Source organism: Phenylobacterium soli (assembly GCF_003254475.1).
GTDB classification, from domain to species: Bacteria; Pseudomonadota; Alphaproteobacteria; order Caulobacterales; family Caulobacteraceae; genus Phenylobacterium; species Phenylobacterium soli.
Map to the genome: position 1 here is coordinate 2,458,336 of NZ_QFYQ01000001.1, position 15,554 is coordinate 2,473,889.

Consider the following 15,554-nt stretch of genomic DNA (forward strand, 5'->3'; position numbering starts at 1 on the left):
TGGAGACCGCCGCGACCGACCGGGGATAGATCCATGAAAGCCGCACTGCTCGGAAGCGCCGCACTCGCCGCGCTCGTCTGCCTGACCGCCCAATCCGCCTTCGCCGCCGAAGCCGCCGCCACGGCGGACGCCGCCGCCGCCTCGTCGGTGGAAGAGCTGGTCGTCTATGGCCAGGGCGAGACCCGCCAGACCCAGACGATCAAGACCGAGGAGATCCAGCACGCCGTGCCGGGCGTCAGCCCGATCAAGATCGTCGAGAAGCTGCCCGGGGTGAACTACCAGGCCGCCGACGCCTTCGGCGCCTACGAGTGGTCGACCCGCATCTCGATCCGCGGCTTCAACCAGAACCAGCTCGGCTTCACCCTCGACGGCGTGCCGCTGGGCGACATGTCCTACGGCGCCTTCAACGGCCTGCACATCAGCCGCGCGATCGCCTCCGAGGACATCGGCACGGTCGAACTGGCCCAGGGCACGGGCGCCCTCGACATCGCCTCCACCTCGAACCTCGGCGGCGCCCTGAAGTTCGTCTCCCGCGATCCCTCGCACGAGATGGGCGGCCTGCTGAGCGCCACCGCCGGCTCGGACGCCATGCACCGCCTGTTCGCGCGCTTCGACACCGGCGAGCTGCCGACCGGCACGCGGGCCTACCTGAGCCTCGCCGACCAGAAGACCGACAAGTGGAAGGGGCAGGGCGAGCAGAAGCAGCGCCAGGTCGACTTCAAGTTCGTCCAGCCGCTCGGCGCGGCCACGCTCACCGGCTTCTACGACTGGTCGCACCGTCGCGAGAACGACTACCAGGACCTTTCCCTCGGGATGATCCAGCGGCTCGGCTACGACTGGGACAACCTCACCGGCCAGTGGTCCAAGGCCGTGGCGGTGGCCAACACCTACCTCGCCAATCCGAACGGCGACTGCACGACCAACGCCTATCCCTCGCCGATCAAGTGCGTCGACGACGCCTACTATGACGCCTCGGGCCTGCGGAACGACGCGCTCTGGGGCCTGACGCTGAACGCGCCGGTGGGCGAGCACCTGCAGACCAAGGTCACCGTCTACGGCCACCGCAACAAGGGCGAGGGCACCTGGTTCACCCCCTATGTGCCGTCGCCGAACTACGGCGTCGCCGGGGCCACGACCGACAACGCGCCGATCTCGGTGCGCACCACCGAGTACACCATCCACCGCACCGGCGCGGTGGTCGACGCCACCTACACCCTCGGCGACCACGCCATCGGCTTCGGCGGCTGGGTCGAGCGCAACGACTTCAACCAGGCGCGGCGCTTCTACGCCCTCAACCTCGCCGCGCCGCAGCGCAGCAGCCTGGAGTTCATGCGCAACGCCTTCGCGACCCAGTGGGCCTACGCCTTCAACACCAAGACCACACAGGGCTACGTCCAGGACACCTGGACCGTGAACGACGCCTTCAAGATCAACGCCGGCTTCAAGGCGGTGAAGGTGGCGATCAGCTCCGAGACCCAGGTCGGGGCGCCGGTGATCAATGGCGAGATCACCTCGCGCGACGGCTTCCTGCCGCAGGCGGGCGCCACCTACCGCTTCAACGACAGCAACGAGGTGTTCGCCGGCTACGCCGAGAACATGCGGGCCTTCGGGGCGGCGCACACGGGCCTCTCTCCCTTCGCCACCACCCAGGCGGGCTTCGACGCCATCAAGGGCAAGCTGAAGCCGGAGACCTCCAAGACCTTCGAAGCCGGCTGGCGCTTCAAGGGCGACGGGTTCCAGGGCGTCGCCGCGGCCTACTATGTGAAGTTCGACAATCGCCTGATCGGCACCTCGGCCGGGGCCGGCATCGTCGGCAATCCCACCATCCTGGCGAACGCCGGCAGCGTCACGGCCAAGGGGTTCGAGACGGCCGCCACCTGGAACCTGGCCGACGACTGGTCGCTGTTCGGCTCCTACGCCTACAACCAGTCGACCTATGACGACGACATCAAGGACCCGACCACCGGGGCGGTGACCCAGCACATCAGCGGCAAGCAGACGGTCGATACGCCCAAGCACCTCGTTCAGGCGGAGCTCAGCTATTCGCACGGCGGCTGGTTCGCCAAGCTCGCGGCCCACTACACCAGCGAGCGCTTCTACACCTACACCAACGACCAGAAGGTCCCCTCGACGACGATCGCTGACCTCTCGGCCGGCTACACCTTCGACGAGCCGGGCTGGGCCAAGGGCCTCGAGGTCCAGGTCAACGTCACCAACCTGTTCGACAAGGCCTACGTCTCGACCATCGGCTCGAACGGCTTCGGCTATTCGGGTGACAGCCAGACGCTGCTGGCCGGCGCGCCGCGCCAGGCCTTCGTGACGGTCCGCAAGTCGTTCTGACGACCGAGGGCTTCTGAGGAAAGGCGGGTGGCCCGGGAGCGATCCCGGGCCGCCTTCGCTTGGCGGCTTCAGGCCATCTCGAGCTTGAGGCGCAGGGCCTGGGCCACGGTGTTGGCCCGCTTGGCGGTCTGTTCGCCCAGCAGCATGTCTTCCCAGCCGCGGGCGGCGGTGAGCAGCAGGCGGTCGCCCCTGATTGACAGGCTGGAGCGCTCCAGCAGGCGCGGATTGCGGCCGGAGAGGTCGCAGCCGAGGCGGATCGCGGCGCCCAGCGCCCGGGCCCGTTGACGCCGTTCCGGCGTCAGGATGCGGGCGATGGTGGCTTCCTCCGGCGTCGCGCTGGCGGCGGAGTGGCGCGAGAAGACGCAGCTCGCCAGGAAGGCCCGTTCGGGGTGGCCCATGCCGGCGATCGGCGCGCGCAGCACCTGCTCGAAGGCGATGTCGGCGCGGTGGTCCGGGTGCAGCCGGGCGCCCAGGTCGGCCAGCCGGCAGGCGGCCGCCACCAGCACCGGTTCGCGATCGCCGAACACCGGGGGGAGGCCCTCGAAGGTCGGCGCGATCCAGGCCTCCAGGGCCCCGCCGAGGTCGGTAGAGAGGCCGCGCACCGCGGTCAGCACCTCGCAACCCTCGATCAGCGGGTCGCGCCGGCGGGTCTCGCTGTCCATGGATTCCAGCAGCAGGCCCTCGCGCAGGCCGAAGGCGGAGATGACGATGCGCTCGCACTTCAGCGCCCCGATCACTTCCTCGAGCACCAGGGCGGCGTAGGGCAGGGTCTCGAAGCGCCGCTTGGAGAGGCCCTCGATGCGCTGCAGCGAGGCCTTGGACTGGCGCTCCACGAACCGTGCGAGGTCGACCGCGTCGGCCCGGCCCATCTCGTACTGGTGGGCGACGCGCAGGGGATAGCCGGCCAGCTCCATGTGCAGCAGGGCGAGGTTGCGCCAGGCGCCGCCGACGGCGTGGAACTCGCGCGCCGCGAAGCGCTGGACGTGGGGGGCGAGGGCGCTCTCGATGACCCGGCGCGTGCGGTCGATGACCAGGGGCCGTGGCGCGCCCAGGGCGAACGGGCCGAGCGGCAGGGTGACGCCGTCCCCGGGGGCGGCGCCGTTCAGGCGGATGAGCTCCAAGCTCGAGCCGCCGAGGTCGCCGACCACGCCGGCGGCGTCCGGCTGGCCCGCGACCACACCGAGCGCCGCATAGCGGGCCTCTTCCTCGCCGGAGAGCAGGCGCACGGTGAGGCCGGTCTCCTCGCGCACGCGGCGCAGGAACATCGGCCCGTCGGCGGCGTCGCGCACCGCGGCGGTGGCGACGATCATCACGTCCTCGGCCCGCCAGCCGTCCAGGAGGGCGCGGAAGCGGCGCAGGATGACGAGGGCGGTGTCGACGCCTTCAGGCGACAGGCGTCCCGTCGCGGGCAGGTCGCGGCCGAGGCCCGCCAGGGCCTTTTCGTTGTAGACGGTCCAGATCGCCCGCCCGTCCAGCCGGTAGATCACCAGTCGGACGGAGTTGGAGCCGACGTCGATGACCGCGGCCTGGCGGGGCTCGGCTCGGTTATCCGCGCGCAGCCACATGATCGATCGCGCGCGGCATGTCCTTCACCTTTTGCCCTCGACCGGAGAGGCTCGGATTGGTCATGAAATACTCGTGCGCGGAGAACGCGCTTGGGTGGTCCCAGGACGGGTCTCGCGTATAGCGGCCTTCGCCATCCAAGGTCCAGCTCTGGGCCTCGTCCTTCATGTTCGCCACCAGGATCTGTTGCAGAACCTGCTGGTGCACCGTCGGGTTCTCGATGGGCGTCAGGCACTCGATCCGGCGGTCGAGGTTGCGCGGCATCCAGTCGGCCGAGGAGATGAAGACCCGCGCCTTGGGCGAGGGCATGGGCTCGCCATTGGCGAAGGCGACGATCCGGCCGTGCTCCAGGAAGCGGCCGACGATCGACTTGACCCGGATGTTCTCCGACAGGCCGGGCACGCCCGGGCGCAGGCAGCAGATGCCCCGGACCACCAGGTCGATGGCCACCCCGTCGCGGCTGGCGGCGTAGAGGGCGTCGATGATCTCCGGGTCCACGAGGGCGTTCATCTTGGCCCAGATGGCAGCCGGCTTGCCGGCGCGGGCGTTCTCCGCCTCCTGGCCGATCATCTTCAGGAGGTCGCGCTTCATGGTCACCGGCGAGAAGGAGAGCTTCTCCAGGCCCTCGGGCTGGGCGTAGCCGGTGACGTAGTTGAACAGGCGGATGGCGTCGCGGCCGAGCGCGGCGTCGGTCGTGAACAGCGACAGGTCCGTGTAAACCCGCGCCGTCACCGGGTGGTAGTTGCCGGTGCCGAAGTGGCAGTAGGTGCGCAGGGCGTCGGCCTCGCGGCGCACCACCGTCGAAAGCTTGGCGTGGGTCTTGTACTCGATGAAGCCGTAGACGACGTGCACCCCGGCCCGCTCCAGGTCGCGCGCCCACTTCAGGTTCGCCTCCTCGTCGAAGCGCGCCTTGATCTCGATGACCGCGGTGACGTTCTTGCCGTTCTCCGCCGCCTCGATGAGGGCGGCGACGATCGGGCTGTCCTTCGAGGTCCGGTAGAGCGTCTGCTTGATGGCGATGACGTTCGGATCGCGCGCCGCCTGGCGGATGAACTGCACCACCACGTCGAAGCTCTCGAACGGGTGATGGACCAGGATGTCCTTTTCCCGGATGGCGGCGAAGCAGTCGCCGCCGTGGTCGCGGATGCGCTCGGGGAAGCGCGGCTCGAACGGCTTGAACTTCAGCTCCGGCCGGTCCGGCGGGATGAGCTGGCGCAGCTCGTCCAGCCCCAGCAGGCCGTCGATCTGCAGCACGTCCTGCGGCTCGGCGTGCAGGCTCTCGCAGATGAAGGAGCGCAGCTCCTCCGGCATGGCCGCCTCGATCTCGACGCGCACCACCGAGCCCATGCGCCGCTGCTTCAGCAGGGCCTCGAACTCGCGCACCAGGTCCTCGGCCTCTTCCTCGATCTCCACGTCGGAGTCGCGGATCAGCCGGAACACGCCCTGGCCCTGCACCTCGCAGCCCGGGAACAGGTGGTCGACGAAGAGGGTGACGAAGCCCTCGAGCGACACGAACCGCCGCTCGGGCCGGCGCCGGCCGTTGCCGCGCCCGGTCAGCTCCCAGAAGCGGGCCACCTGGGCCGGGATCGGCACGAGGGCGTAGAGCAGCCGGCTGTCGCTCGTCCGGCGCAGCTTCAGCACCAGCGAGAAGGCAAGGTTGGGGATGAACGGGAAAGGGTGCGCCGGGTCGATGGCCAGCGGCGTCAGCACCGGGAAGAGCTGGGTGAGGAAGGTCTCCTCCAGGGCTTCCTTCTCGCCCTCGGTGACCTCGCTCGGCGGCACGAAGCACAGGCCGGCGGCGGCCAGTTCGCGCGACAGCTCGCCCCAGCGCAGCTGCTGGTCGGCCATCAGGTCGGCGGCCTCGGCGTTGATCCGGTCGAGCTGCTCGGCGGGCGTCAGACCCTCCTGGCTCAGCACCTGGACGCCTTCGCGAACCTGGGCCTTCAGGCCGGCCACGCGGACCATGTAGAACTCGTCGAGGTTGGCCGCGCTGATCGCCAGGAAGTTCAGCTGCTCGAGCAGCGGGTGTCGCGGGTTCTGGCTCTCGGCCAGGACGCGGCGGTTGAACGCCAGCCAGGAGACTTCGCGGTTGAAGAACCGCCCCGGGGAGGCGGCCAGCTCCTCGTCCCAGCCGTGCGCCGCGGGATCGGCCTCGATCGCAGTATGCGAGGCGACGGTCGCGACGAGGGGCATCAACGATCTCCGGCCTTGGCGGCAAGCCCTTGAGCTTACCGGCTCACCTTAACGGGCCCACCTTAACTGGGATGTGAATGCTCCCAGGAAAAGGCCAGTTTTTGGTTAATCGCCCTCCAGGAGCTGGCGGGCGAGCACCCGCGACACCGGCTTGAGCTCGTCGGGGGCCTCGTCGAGGCGCTGGACGACCTCGCGGGCGCTCACCGCCGACCGCTCGATGCGGCGCAGCAGATAGGCATAGACCTCCGGAGCCGGACGTATGTTCCGCTCGCGAAAGAACTTGCGCAGCAGGCCCTCCAGCACCGGATCGTCCGGCTCCTCGATCTCGGCGGTGTAGAGGGCGTTGAGCCGAGAGCGCAGGTCGGGCAGGGCGGCGGGCCAGGCGCTCGGCGGCGTGCGGGCGGTCAGCAACAGGCCGCCGCCTTCGCGCGCGGCGAGGTTGATCAGGTGGAACAGCGCCTCGGCGGGCGCGCCGCGGTCCACGTCCTCCATCAGGGCGGGGCGTCCTTCGGCGGCGGCCACGTCGGGATTGGCGCGGTCGAGGATCGCCGCCCCCACGGCCTCGGCCCAGGCCCGCGCCAGGTGCGTCTTGCCCGAGCCCTCCGGCCCCACCAGCGCCAGGGCGCCGCCCGGCCAGCGCGGCCAGGCGTCCAGCGCCGCGACGGCCAGGGCGTTGGACGCGCCCTGGACGAACTCGGCCCGGGCGTAGGAGGGCGGCCGGCCCAGCGTCAGTCGCAGCTGTCGCGCCATGCGGCCTTCGGTCGGTTACGGATCACGCGGGCGTTCTAGCAGGGCGGGCGGCGCGGGGGCCAGCGCCCCCGGCCCGCCATCCCCGGCATTCACATCGCGGTCAGGGCTGGGGATCGCGCAGGTCGCGTGGCGACATCAGCGTCCAGCCCTCGGGCCGAAGGAGCTCGATGGGCGTGAAGCGGACCTTGTAGTCCATCTTCTCCGACCCGCGGACCCAGTAGCCCAGATAGACGTAGGGCACGCCCGCGAGGCCTGCCTGGATGATGTGGTCGAGGATGACGAAGGAGCCGAGGCTGCGGCGGCCGATCCCCGGCTCGTAGAAGCTGTAGACCAGCGACAGGCCGTCGTTCATCACATCCACAAGGGCGCAGGCCATCAGTTGGCCGGGCCGCCCGTCCGTGGACTTGAGCCGGTATTCGACGAGGTGCGTGCGGACGGCCGTGTCCTCGACCATGGCCACGTAGTCCGGCCAGGTCATCTCGGCCATGCCGCCGTCGGCGTGGCGGGCGGTGAGGTAGCGGCGGAGCAGGTCGAACTGCTCCATGGTCGCCTCGGGCTCCACCAGCCGGCGTTCCAGGTCCTCGTTGCGGGCCAGGGTCTTCCGCTCGGAGCGGGAGAAGACGTAGTCGTCGGCCGGGATCCGCGCCGAGACGCAGGCCTGGCAGCTCTCGCAGGCCGGCCGATAGGCGATGTTCTGCGAGCGGCGGAAACCCACCTGGGTGAGGCTGTCGTTGACGATGGCGCCGTCCGCCAGCGGCAGGTGGGCGAACACCTTCCGCTCGAACCGATCGGGCAGGTAGGGGCAGGGCGAGGGCGCGGTCAGGAAGAACCGGAGCTGTCGTGTCGGAAAGTGCTGCGTCACGGACTTGCGATCGCCTTCGCCTATTGCACGGCTGAAACCTGATTAGGCGTCATGCCGGGCGCTTGCGCAAGTGGCCCCGCCTGCGGCTCAGAGGCCCAATTCAGAGCCCTGAATCCGGAGGCAGAACCGGCGCCTCACGCAACAACACGATAGCGATACGACGGTTGCCGGGCAGGGCCGGGTCGTCGGGGTAGAGGGGCTCGGAAGAAGCCTTGCCGGAAACCTGGTAGATCCGGTCCGGATCGACCCCGGCGCTCTGCAGCACCCGGCGCGAGGCGTCGGCGCGGCCAGCCGACAGGGTCCAGTCGTTCTCCGACTTACCGCCGCCGACGTTGGCCGAGGTGTGCCCGTAGATGCTGACCCGGTTCGGCAGCTGGTTGATCACCTTGGAGACCGCCCGCAGCAGCAGGGTCGCGCGGGCGTTGGGCCGGGTGGAGCCCTGGTCGAACATCGAGCGGCCTTCCTGGTCGACCAGCTGGATGCGCAGGCCCTCGGGGGTCTGGTCGATCAGGATGTTCTTCGACAGCTCGGCCAGCTCGGGCATGTCCTGCAGCGCCTGGCGCAGCGACTGGGCGGCCGAGGCGAAGGCGGCCTCCTCGCGCTTCTCCAGCTCCTTGCGCAGCGCCTCGGTCGAGGCCTGCTCGGCGTTGGCCTTGGAGGCGTCCTTGTTCTTGCCGTCGTTCGGGTTCTTCGAGTCCGGCGCCAGCTCCTGGATCACCGAGGAGGAGCCCGCCGCCTTGTCGCCGTCGGCGCCCAGGGCCGTGCCGCCGAGGATGCCGCCCGAGCCGGAGGTGGTCTGGGAGACGGATGCGGGGGCGAAATAGTCGGCGATGCCGCGCTTCTGCTCCGGCGAGGTGGTGTTGATCAGCCACATCAGCAGGAAGAAGGCCATCATGGCCGTCACGAAGTCGGCATAGGCCACCTTCCAGGCGCCGCCGTGGTGGCCGCCGCCCGAAACCTTCTTGACCTTCTTGATCAGGATCGGCTGATCGCCCACCGACATCGGTTCGCCCCGGAAAGCTCGACTTGAGTCCGGGAGAAGGTGCGCGCCGCACGTTAAGATGGCGTTGCGCGCAGGGTTAATTCGAGGAGGGCTTCGCCAATGAAGGTCGCGTTCGCAGGCTTGGGCGTGATGGGCTTCCCCATGGCGGGGCATCTCGCCAGGGCCGGTCACGAGGTGACGGTGTTCAACCGCAGCCCCGACAAGGCGGCCCGGTGGGTCGAGACCTACGGCGGCCGCTCTGCCCCGACCGTCGCTGAGGCCGCCGCCGGCGCCGAGGTCTTCCTGCTCTGCGTCGGGGCCGACGACGACGTGCGCCAAGTGGTCGGAGAGGCGCTGCCGGCCCTGCCGAAGGGATCCATCATCGTCGACCACACCACCGCCTCGGCGGAGGTGGCGCGCGACATGGCCGGGCAGGCCCAGGCGCGCGGCCTCGGCTTCGTCGACGCCCCTGTTTCCGGCGGCCAGGCCGGCGCCGAGAACGGCCAGCTGACCATCATGTGCGGCGGCGATCCGCAGGCCTATGCCCGGATCGAGCCGGTGGTGAAGCCCTACACCAAGGCCATCCGTCTGATGGGGCCGGCGGGCGCGGGCCAGCTGACCAAGATGTGCAACCAGATCTGCATCGCCGGCGTGGTCCAGGGCCTGGCCGAGGCTCTGCATTTCGCCAGGCGGGCTGGCCTCGATCCGATGGACGTCTACGAGGCGATCTCCAAGGGCGCGGCCCAGTCCTGGCAGATGGACAACCGCTGGAAGACCATGGCGGAGGGCAAGTTCGACTTCGGCTTCGCCGTCGACTGGATGCGCAAGGACCTCGGCCTGGTGCTGGACGAATCCCGGCGCAATGGGGCTAAGCTCGACATGACGGCCATGGTCGACAGCTTCTACGGTGAGGTTCAGGCCATGGGGGGCAGCCGCTGGGACACCTCGAGCCTGGTGGCGCGCCTGGAGAAGCCTGCCGAGTGACGATACTGCGTACAGAGCGCCTGAGGCTTTCGCCGCCGACCGAGGCCGACGCCGATTTCGTCCTCGAGCTGCTGAACGATCCGGGCTGGATACAGAACATCGGCGACCGCGGCGTGCGCACGCTGGACGAGGCCCGGGCCTACATCCGCGACCGGTTCAGCAAGTCGCTGTGGCTGGTCGTGCGCGACGGCGCCGGCGAGCGTCTCGGCATGTGCGGCATTGTCGAGGGACGCGAGGGGCTCGACAGCCCCGACCTCGGCTACGCCTTCCTGGAGCGCCATTCGGGCAAGGGCTACGCCACCGAGGCGGCGCGCGTGGTGCTGAACCACGCCCGGCAGGTGCTGGGCGTCGGCAAGCTCGCCGCCATCACCGCGCCCAACAACACCGCCTCCCAGCGGGTGCTGGAGAAGATTGGCTTCAAGTTCCAGCAGATGATCGATCTGCCGGGCTACGACGAGCCGAGCGCCTATTTCACGATCTAGGAGACGCCGCGTCATGGGGGTGATCGCGACACGGACGGTGGAGGCAAACGGCTTCCGCTTCGCCGTCGACGAGGCGGGGAAGGGCGATCACCTGGCGCTCTGCCTGCACGGCTTTCCGGAGAGCCGGTTCTCCTGGCGCTTCCAGCTGCCGCTGCTGGCGGACCTCGGCTACCGCGCCTGGGCGCCGGACCTGCGCGGCTATGGCGAGACCGAGCCCAAGCCCCAGGAAATCGAGAGTTATCGCATCGAGCGGCTGATGGAGGACGTCGCCGCCCTCATCGACGCCAGCGGCGCCAGGAAGGTCACGCTGATCGGCCACGACTGGGGCGCAGGCCTTGCCTGGACCTTCGCCGCCAACCAGGTGCGGCCGCTGGAGCGGCTGGTGATCATGAACGTGCCGCACCCGGCGGTGTTCGCCCAGCATCTGCGCCGATCGCCCCGCCAGATGGCCCGCTCCTGGTACATGATGTTCTTCCAGCTGCCGCGCATCCCGGAGTGGCTGAACACCCGCAACGACGCGGCCGTGATCCGCCGCGCCTTCCACGGCATGGCCGTGGACAAGAGCCGCTTCCCGAAGGACGTCCTCGACCGCTACGCCGCCGACGCCCAGCGGCCCGGCGCCATGACCGGCATGGTCAACTGGTATCGCGCCGCCGCCCGGTCGCCCGGCAAGATGGCCGGCCCCTGGCCGATGATCGAGGCGCCGACCCTCATCGTCTGGGGCGAGGCCGACGCGGCGCTCGGCGTCGAACTGCTCGACGGGACGGAGGCTCACGTCCGCGACCTGACGATCCGCCGCCTGCCCAACGTCTCCCACTGGGTGCAGCAGGAGGCGCCCGAGGCGGTGAACGAGATCCTCAGCGGCTGGCTGCCGGGGCCTGATCGCTAAACCCCAAGCGCGGGCAGGATCTTCGTCGCCAGCAGGGGCGCGAGCGGGACGTCCGGCGCGGCCGTGTCGATCCAGCGGATCTCCTCGATCTCGGCGGCAACGGCGATCTCGCCGTCGATGGTCGCGCGGTAGGGATGCGAGCGGACCCTCGCGCCCGCCTCGTTGGCGGCGGGCGCTTCGAAGGCGCCGACCGGCTCGGCCGAAATCAGGCGCACGCCCAGTTCTTCCGACAGCTCGCGGGCCAGGGCGGCGAGATCGTCTTCGCCGGGTTCGCGCTTGCCGCCGGGCAGCATGAAATGCTGCGTGCCGCGCTTCCTGACGGTGAGCAGCCGGCCTTCGGCGTCGAAGATCAGGGCGCCGACGACCTCGATCAGCAAGATCAGGCGCCCAGCATCCGCGCGGCGCGCGGCGCGAAGTAGCTGATGATCCCAGCGGCGCCGGCGCGCTTGAAGGCGCCGAGGCTTTCCAGGATGGCGCGGTCCTCGTCGAGCCAGCCGTTCTGGGCGGCGGCCATCAGCATGGCGTACTCGCCCGACACCTGGAAGGCGAAGGTCGGCAGCGAGAAGGCGTCGACCACCTGGCGGACGATGTCGAGGTAGGGCAGGCCGGGCTTGACCATCACCATGTCGGCGCCCTCGGCGATGTCGAGGGCGACCTCGCGCAGCGCCTCGGCGTGGTTGGCCGGGTCCATCTGGTAGGTCTTCTTGTCGGCCGGGTTCTCGACGCCGCCGGTCCCCAGCTTCCCGGAGCCGATCGCCTCGCGATAGGGGCCGTAGAAGGCCGAGGCGTACTTGGCCGCGTAGGACATGATCATCACGTCCTGCAGGCCCTCGGCCTCCAGCGCCCGGCGCAGCGCGCCGCAGCGGCCGTCCATCATGTCCGACGGGGCGAGGATGTCGCAGCCGGCCCTGGCCTGCATCAGGCCCTGGGCGACCAGCTGCTCGATGGTGGCGTCGTTGACCACCTTGCCGCCCTCGATGATCCCGTCGTGGCCGTGGGTGGTGAAGGGGTCGAGCGCCACGTCGCACATGATGCCGACCTCGGGCGCGGCGTCCTTCATGGCCTTCACGGCGCGGGCGACCACGCCGTCGGGGTCGAGCGCCAGGGTTCCGGCCGCGTCCTTCTTGGCGCCGTCGATGTGCGGGAAGACGGCGATGGCCGGGATGCCGAGGGCCTTGGCCTCCTTGGCCGCCGCCGCGCAGTCCTTCACCGACAGGCGGCTGATGCCGGGCATCGAGGCCACGGGAATCGTCCCTTCGCCTTCGTGCACCACCATCGACCAGATCAGGTCGGCCGGCGTCAGCACCGTCTCGCGCACGAGGCGTCGGACCCAGTCGGCCTGACGCAGGCGACGCAGACGCAGGGCGGGATAGGCGGCGAGGGGGGCTTTGGTCATGTGCGGGGAAGTCGCGCATCGGACCTCGTTCCGCAAGGGGACATTGACTTGCCGCGCGGTCGGAGCGAGTTGCGCTTCCCATGGATTTCAGCCTCACCGACGACCAGCGGGCGATCGAAGACGCCGCGCGGGCCTTCGCCGAAGCCGAGCTTGCCCCTCATTCCGCGCGATGGGACGAGGAGAAGCACTTCCCCGCCGACGTCCTGAAGAAGGCCGCCGAACTCGGCTTCGCGGGCCTCTACGTGGCCGAGGACGTGGGCGGTTCGGCCCTCAGCCGGCTCGACGCCTCGATCGTCTTCGAACAGCTCTCCTACGGGGACGTGGCCACCGCCGCCTTCCTTTCCATCCACAACATGGCCGCCTGGATGATCGACCGCTTCGGCGGCGAGGCGCTGCGCAAGAAGTACCTGCCGCGCCTGACCAGCATGGAGCTGATCGCCTCCTACTGCCTGACCGAGCCCGGCTCCGGTTCGGACGCGGCGGCCCTGAAGACCACCGCCCGCAAGGACGGCGATGCCTATGTCCTGAACGGCTCCAAGGCCTTCATCTCCGGCGGCGGCGTCTCCGACGTCTATGTGGTCATGGTCCGCACCGGCGGGGAGGGCGCCAAGGGCGTCTCGGCCCTGGTGGTCGAGAAGGGGACGCCTGGTCTCTCCTTCGGGGCCCAGGAGAAGAAGATGGGCTGGAACGCCCAGCCCACAGCCCAGGTGAACTTCGACGATTGCCGCGTTCCGGCCGGGAACCTGATCGGCGGCGAAGGCGAGGGCTTCAAGTTCGCCATGGCCGGCCTCGACGGCGGGCGGCTCAACATCGCCTCCTGCTCGCTCGGCGGCGCCGGCTTCGCGCTCGACACCGCCAAGGCCTACCTCGAGAGCCGCAAGCAGTTCGGCCAGGCGTTGAAGGAATTCCAGGGGCTGCAGTGGCGCTTCGCCGACATGGCGACCGAGCTGGAGGCGGCCCGCCTGATGGTGCGCCGCGCCGCCTTCGCCCTCGACCAGAAGAACCCCAAGGCCACCCAGTACTGCGCCATGGCCAAGCGCTTCGCCACCGACGCCGGCTTCGACGTCGCCAACCAGGCGCTGCAGCTGCACGGCGGCTACGGCTACCTCCGGGACTTCCCGCTGGAGCGGATCGTCCGCGACCTGCGTGTCCACCAGATCCTCGAAGGCACCAACGAGATCATGCGCGTCATCATCGCCCGCGAGCTGTTCCGGTGAGCGAAGAACCGGAAGTCATCGTCCGCGTCGAGGGCCAGGTCGGCCGCCTGACGCTCAACCGGCCCCAGGCGCTGCACGCCCTGACGACCACCATTTGCCGAGAGATGATCGCCGCGCTCACCGCTTGGCGCGACGACCCGGCCGTGAAGCTGGTGATGATCGACCATTCCGGGGAGCGCGGCTTCTGCGCCGGCGGCGACATCCGCACCCTGGCCGAGAGCGGCAAGGGCGACGGCGTGGCCGGGCGCGGGTTCTTCTTCATCGAGTACCGGCTGAACCACCTGCTGTTCCACTATCCCAAGACGGTGGTCTCGTTCATGGACGGGGTCGTCATGGGCGGCGGCGTCGGCGTCTCGCGCCCGGCCCGCTTCCGGGTCGGCACCGAGCGGACCACCTTCGCCATGCCGGAGACCGGCATCGGCCTGTTCCCCGACGTCGGCGGCAGCTGGTACCTGGCCCGCATGCCCGATCACCTGGGGATGTGGCTTGCCTTGACCGGCGCCCGGCTCAAAGCGGCCGACTGCGAGCTCGTCGGCGTGATCACCGACTATGTGGAGAGCGCCCGGCTGCCGGAGCTGAAGGCCGCCATCGTCGCCGATCCGGCGGCGGTCGAGACCCTGCTGACCGAATACGAGGCCGAGCCGGGCCGTCCGCCGATCGCCGCCCACCAGGACGAGATCGCCCGCTGCTTCGCCGGCGACAGCGTCGAGGCGATCGTCGCGGCCCTGCAGGCGTCGGACAGCGAGTGGGCCCGCGAGCAGGCGAAGATCATCCTGACTAAGTCGCCGCTCTCCTCCAAGATCGCCCACCGCCAGCTCGTCGAGGGCGCGCGGGCCAAGAGCTTCGACGAGGTCATGGCCATGGAGTACCGCATCGCCCACCGCCTGGCGGTCAGCCACGACTTCCTGGAAGGCGTGCGGGCGGTGATCGTCGACAAGGACAATGCGCCGAAATGGTCGCCGCCGAGCCTGGCGGCCGTCAGCGCCGCGGCCGTCGACGAGGCTTTCCAAAGCTTAACTTCCGAACAGGAGTGGACGCCCCTACCTTGAGGTCAAGGCGCCCCACGGGGGTGATGCGCCTATGGGAGATCCATCCATGAAATCGAAGTTGATGCTGGCCGCCGCGGCGGTCGCGATCCTGAGCGCCGGCTCCGCCCTGGCGGCGGACGAGCATGCGGCGCACCACGCCGCGCCGGCCAAGGCGGGCGCCTACGCCCAGGCGATCGCCGACAAGAACCGCCCCGCGGCCGACACCGCCCTCGATCCGGAGCGCAAGCCGGCCGAGATGCTGGCCTTCGCCGGCGTGAAGCCGGGCCAGACCGTCGTCGATCTCATCCCTGGCGGTGGGTATTTCACCCGCATCTTCGCCAAGGCGGTGGGCCCGAAGGGGACCGTCTACGCCGTCGGCGGCCCGCCGCGGAAGTCGGACGATCCGGCCAAGCCCGCGCCGACCCCGGCGCAGGACGTCATCGCCGCCGATCCCGCCTACGCCAACGTGAAGTCGATCCACGTGCCGTTCGCCGAGTTCGCGATCCCGACGCAGGCCGACCTGATCTGGACCTCCCAGAACTATCACGACCTCAAGAACGTCCCGAACTTCGACATCGCCGCCTTCAACAAGGCGGTGTTCGCCGCGCTCAAGCCGGGCGGCGAGTTCATCGTCCTCGACCACGTGGCCAACCCGGGCGATCCGGGCGTGACCAAGAGCGTGCACCGCATCGATCCGGCGGTGGTGAAGGCCGAGGTCGAGGCCGCGGGCTTCAAGTTCGAGGGCGAGAGCAAGGTACTGGCCAATCCGGCCGACGACCACACCAAGGCGGTGTTCGATCCCGCCATCCGCCATCACACCGACCAGTTCATCTACAAGTTCCGCAAGCCGAAGTAAGCTGCGGAAAAA

At 69.6% G+C, this 15,554-nt stretch carries 14 protein-coding genes; 7 read left to right on the top strand and 7 right to left on the bottom strand.

What is annotated here, in order from left to right; all coding sequences use genetic code 11:
- Positions 1-33: 33 nt before the first annotated feature.
- Positions 34-2,340, top strand: coding sequence for a TonB-dependent receptor (locus tag DJ017_RS12195; RefSeq protein ID WP_111528972.1), 2,307 nt, complete (start codon positions 34-36; stop codon positions 2,338-2,340).
- Between the two features lie 68 nt (positions 2,341-2,408).
- On the opposite strand, the gene DJ017_RS12200 is transcribed toward DJ017_RS12195, so the two are convergent.
- From DJ017_RS12200 to DJ017_RS12220, 5 genes are all read right to left on the bottom strand, one after another.
- Positions 2,409-3,905, bottom strand: a complete 1,497-nt coding sequence (locus tag DJ017_RS12200) for a Ppx/GppA phosphatase family protein (protein WP_111528973.1) — start codon at positions 3,903-3,905, stop codon at positions 2,409-2,411.
- Complete coding sequence (locus DJ017_RS12205) at positions 3,886-6,096, bottom strand: RNA degradosome polyphosphate kinase (protein ID WP_111528974.1); 2,211 nt, start codon at positions 6,094-6,096, stop codon at positions 3,886-3,888. Before DJ017_RS12205 ends, DJ017_RS12200 begins: the two co-directional genes overlap by 20 nt.
- 105 nt (positions 6,097-6,201) lie before the next feature.
- Positions 6,202-6,846 (bottom strand): P-loop NTPase family protein, encoded by a 645-nt coding sequence (locus tag DJ017_RS12210; protein ID WP_111528975.1) that lies wholly within the window; start codon positions 6,844-6,846, stop codon positions 6,202-6,204.
- Positions 6,847-6,946: 100 nt separating this feature from the next.
- Positions 6,947-7,708 (bottom strand): arginyltransferase, encoded by a 762-nt coding sequence (locus DJ017_RS12215; protein WP_111528976.1) that lies wholly within the window; start codon positions 7,706-7,708, stop codon positions 6,947-6,949.
- A gap of 100 nt (positions 7,709-7,808) precedes the next feature.
- Positions 7,809-8,711, bottom strand: a complete 903-nt coding sequence (locus tag DJ017_RS12220) for a flagellar motor protein MotB (RefSeq protein ID WP_111528977.1) — start codon at positions 8,709-8,711, stop codon at positions 7,809-7,811.
- 99 nt (positions 8,712-8,810) lie between these two features.
- On the opposite strand from DJ017_RS12220, the gene DJ017_RS12225 reads away from it, so the two are divergent.
- Genes DJ017_RS12225 through DJ017_RS12235 form a run of 3 tightly spaced genes read left to right on the top strand, consistent with a single transcriptional unit; the run spans position 8,811 to position 11,045 of the window.
- The gene (locus DJ017_RS12225; RefSeq protein WP_111528978.1) at positions 8,811-9,674 is read left to right on the top strand and encodes an NAD(P)-dependent oxidoreductase; all 864 of its coding nucleotides are present in this window, start codon (positions 8,811-8,813) and stop codon (positions 9,672-9,674) included.
- Positions 9,671-10,156: a GNAT family N-acetyltransferase gene (locus DJ017_RS12230; RefSeq protein ID WP_111528979.1), complete on the top strand. Its 486-nt coding sequence runs from the start codon at positions 9,671-9,673 to the stop codon at positions 10,154-10,156. The genes DJ017_RS12225 and DJ017_RS12230 overlap by 4 nt, the downstream gene beginning before the upstream one ends.
- A 13-nt stretch (positions 10,157-10,169) precedes the next feature.
- On the top strand, positions 10,170-11,045 hold the full coding sequence (locus DJ017_RS12235; RefSeq protein WP_111528980.1) for an alpha/beta fold hydrolase: 876 nt from the start codon (positions 10,170-10,172) through the stop codon (positions 11,043-11,045).
- Here DJ017_RS12235 and DJ017_RS12240 read toward each other — a convergent pair.
- Complete coding sequence (locus tag DJ017_RS12240; RefSeq protein WP_319417950.1) at positions 11,042-11,422, bottom strand: NUDIX hydrolase; 381 nt, start codon at positions 11,420-11,422, stop codon at positions 11,042-11,044. The genes DJ017_RS12235 and DJ017_RS12240 overlap by 4 nt on opposite strands.
- A 2-nt stretch (positions 11,423-11,424) precedes the next feature.
- Positions 11,425-12,441: a porphobilinogen synthase gene (gene hemB / locus DJ017_RS12245; protein ID WP_111528981.1), complete on the bottom strand. Its 1,017-nt coding sequence runs from the start codon at positions 12,439-12,441 to the stop codon at positions 11,425-11,427.
- A gap of 80 nt (positions 12,442-12,521) precedes the next feature.
- Between hemB and DJ017_RS12250 the strand changes: the two genes are divergently transcribed.
- The 3 genes from DJ017_RS12250 to DJ017_RS12260 are packed head-to-tail and all read left to right on the top strand — an operon-like array spanning position 12,522 to position 15,542.
- Entirely contained in the window at positions 12,522-13,658 is a 1,137-nt protein-coding gene (locus tag DJ017_RS12250; protein WP_111528982.1) for an isobutyryl-CoA dehydrogenase, read from the top strand.
- Positions 13,655-14,707 carry an enoyl-CoA hydratase/isomerase family protein gene (locus DJ017_RS12255; protein ID WP_111528983.1) on the top strand — a complete coding sequence of 351 codons (1,053 nt, stop codon included), beginning with the start codon at positions 13,655-13,657 and terminating at the stop codon, positions 14,705-14,707. The genes DJ017_RS12250 and DJ017_RS12255 overlap by 4 nt, the downstream gene beginning before the upstream one ends.
- 46 nt (positions 14,708-14,753) lie before the next feature.
- On the top strand, positions 14,754-15,542 hold the full coding sequence (locus DJ017_RS12260; RefSeq protein WP_111528984.1) for a class I SAM-dependent methyltransferase: 789 nt from the start codon (positions 14,754-14,756) through the stop codon (positions 15,540-15,542).
- Positions 15,543-15,554 lie beyond the last annotated feature (12 nt).

Coding starts and splice junctions, on each gene's coding strand:
- DJ017_RS12260 (WP_111528984.1), top strand. CDS start 14,754: ATGAAATCGAAGTTGATGCTGGCCGCCGCGGCGGTCGCGATCCTGAGC.
- hemB (WP_111528981.1), bottom strand. CDS start 12,441: ATGACCAAAGCCCCCCTCGCCGCCTATCCCGCCCTGCGTCTGCGTCGC.
- DJ017_RS12235 (WP_111528980.1), top strand. CDS start 10,170: ATGGGGGTGATCGCGACACGGACGGTGGAGGCAAACGGCTTCCGCTTC.
- DJ017_RS12195 (WP_111528972.1), top strand. CDS start 34: ATGAAAGCCGCACTGCTCGGAAGCGCCGCACTCGCCGCGCTCGTCTGC.
- DJ017_RS12205 (WP_111528974.1), bottom strand. CDS start 6,096: ATGCCCCTCGTCGCGACCGTCGCCTCGCATACTGCGATCGAGGCCGAT.
- DJ017_RS12210 (WP_111528975.1), bottom strand. CDS start 6,846: ATGGCGCGACAGCTGCGACTGACGCTGGGCCGGCCGCCCTCCTACGCC.
- DJ017_RS12200 (WP_111528973.1), bottom strand. CDS start 3,905: ATGTGGCTGCGCGCGGATAACCGAGCCGAGCCCCGCCAGGCCGCGGTC.
- DJ017_RS12225 (WP_111528978.1), top strand. CDS start 8,811: ATGAAGGTCGCGTTCGCAGGCTTGGGCGTGATGGGCTTCCCCATGGCG.
- DJ017_RS12250 (WP_111528982.1), top strand. CDS start 12,522: ATGGATTTCAGCCTCACCGACGACCAGCGGGCGATCGAAGACGCCGCG.
- DJ017_RS12220 (WP_111528977.1), bottom strand. CDS start 8,711: ATGTCGGTGGGCGATCAGCCGATCCTGATCAAGAAGGTCAAGAAGGTT.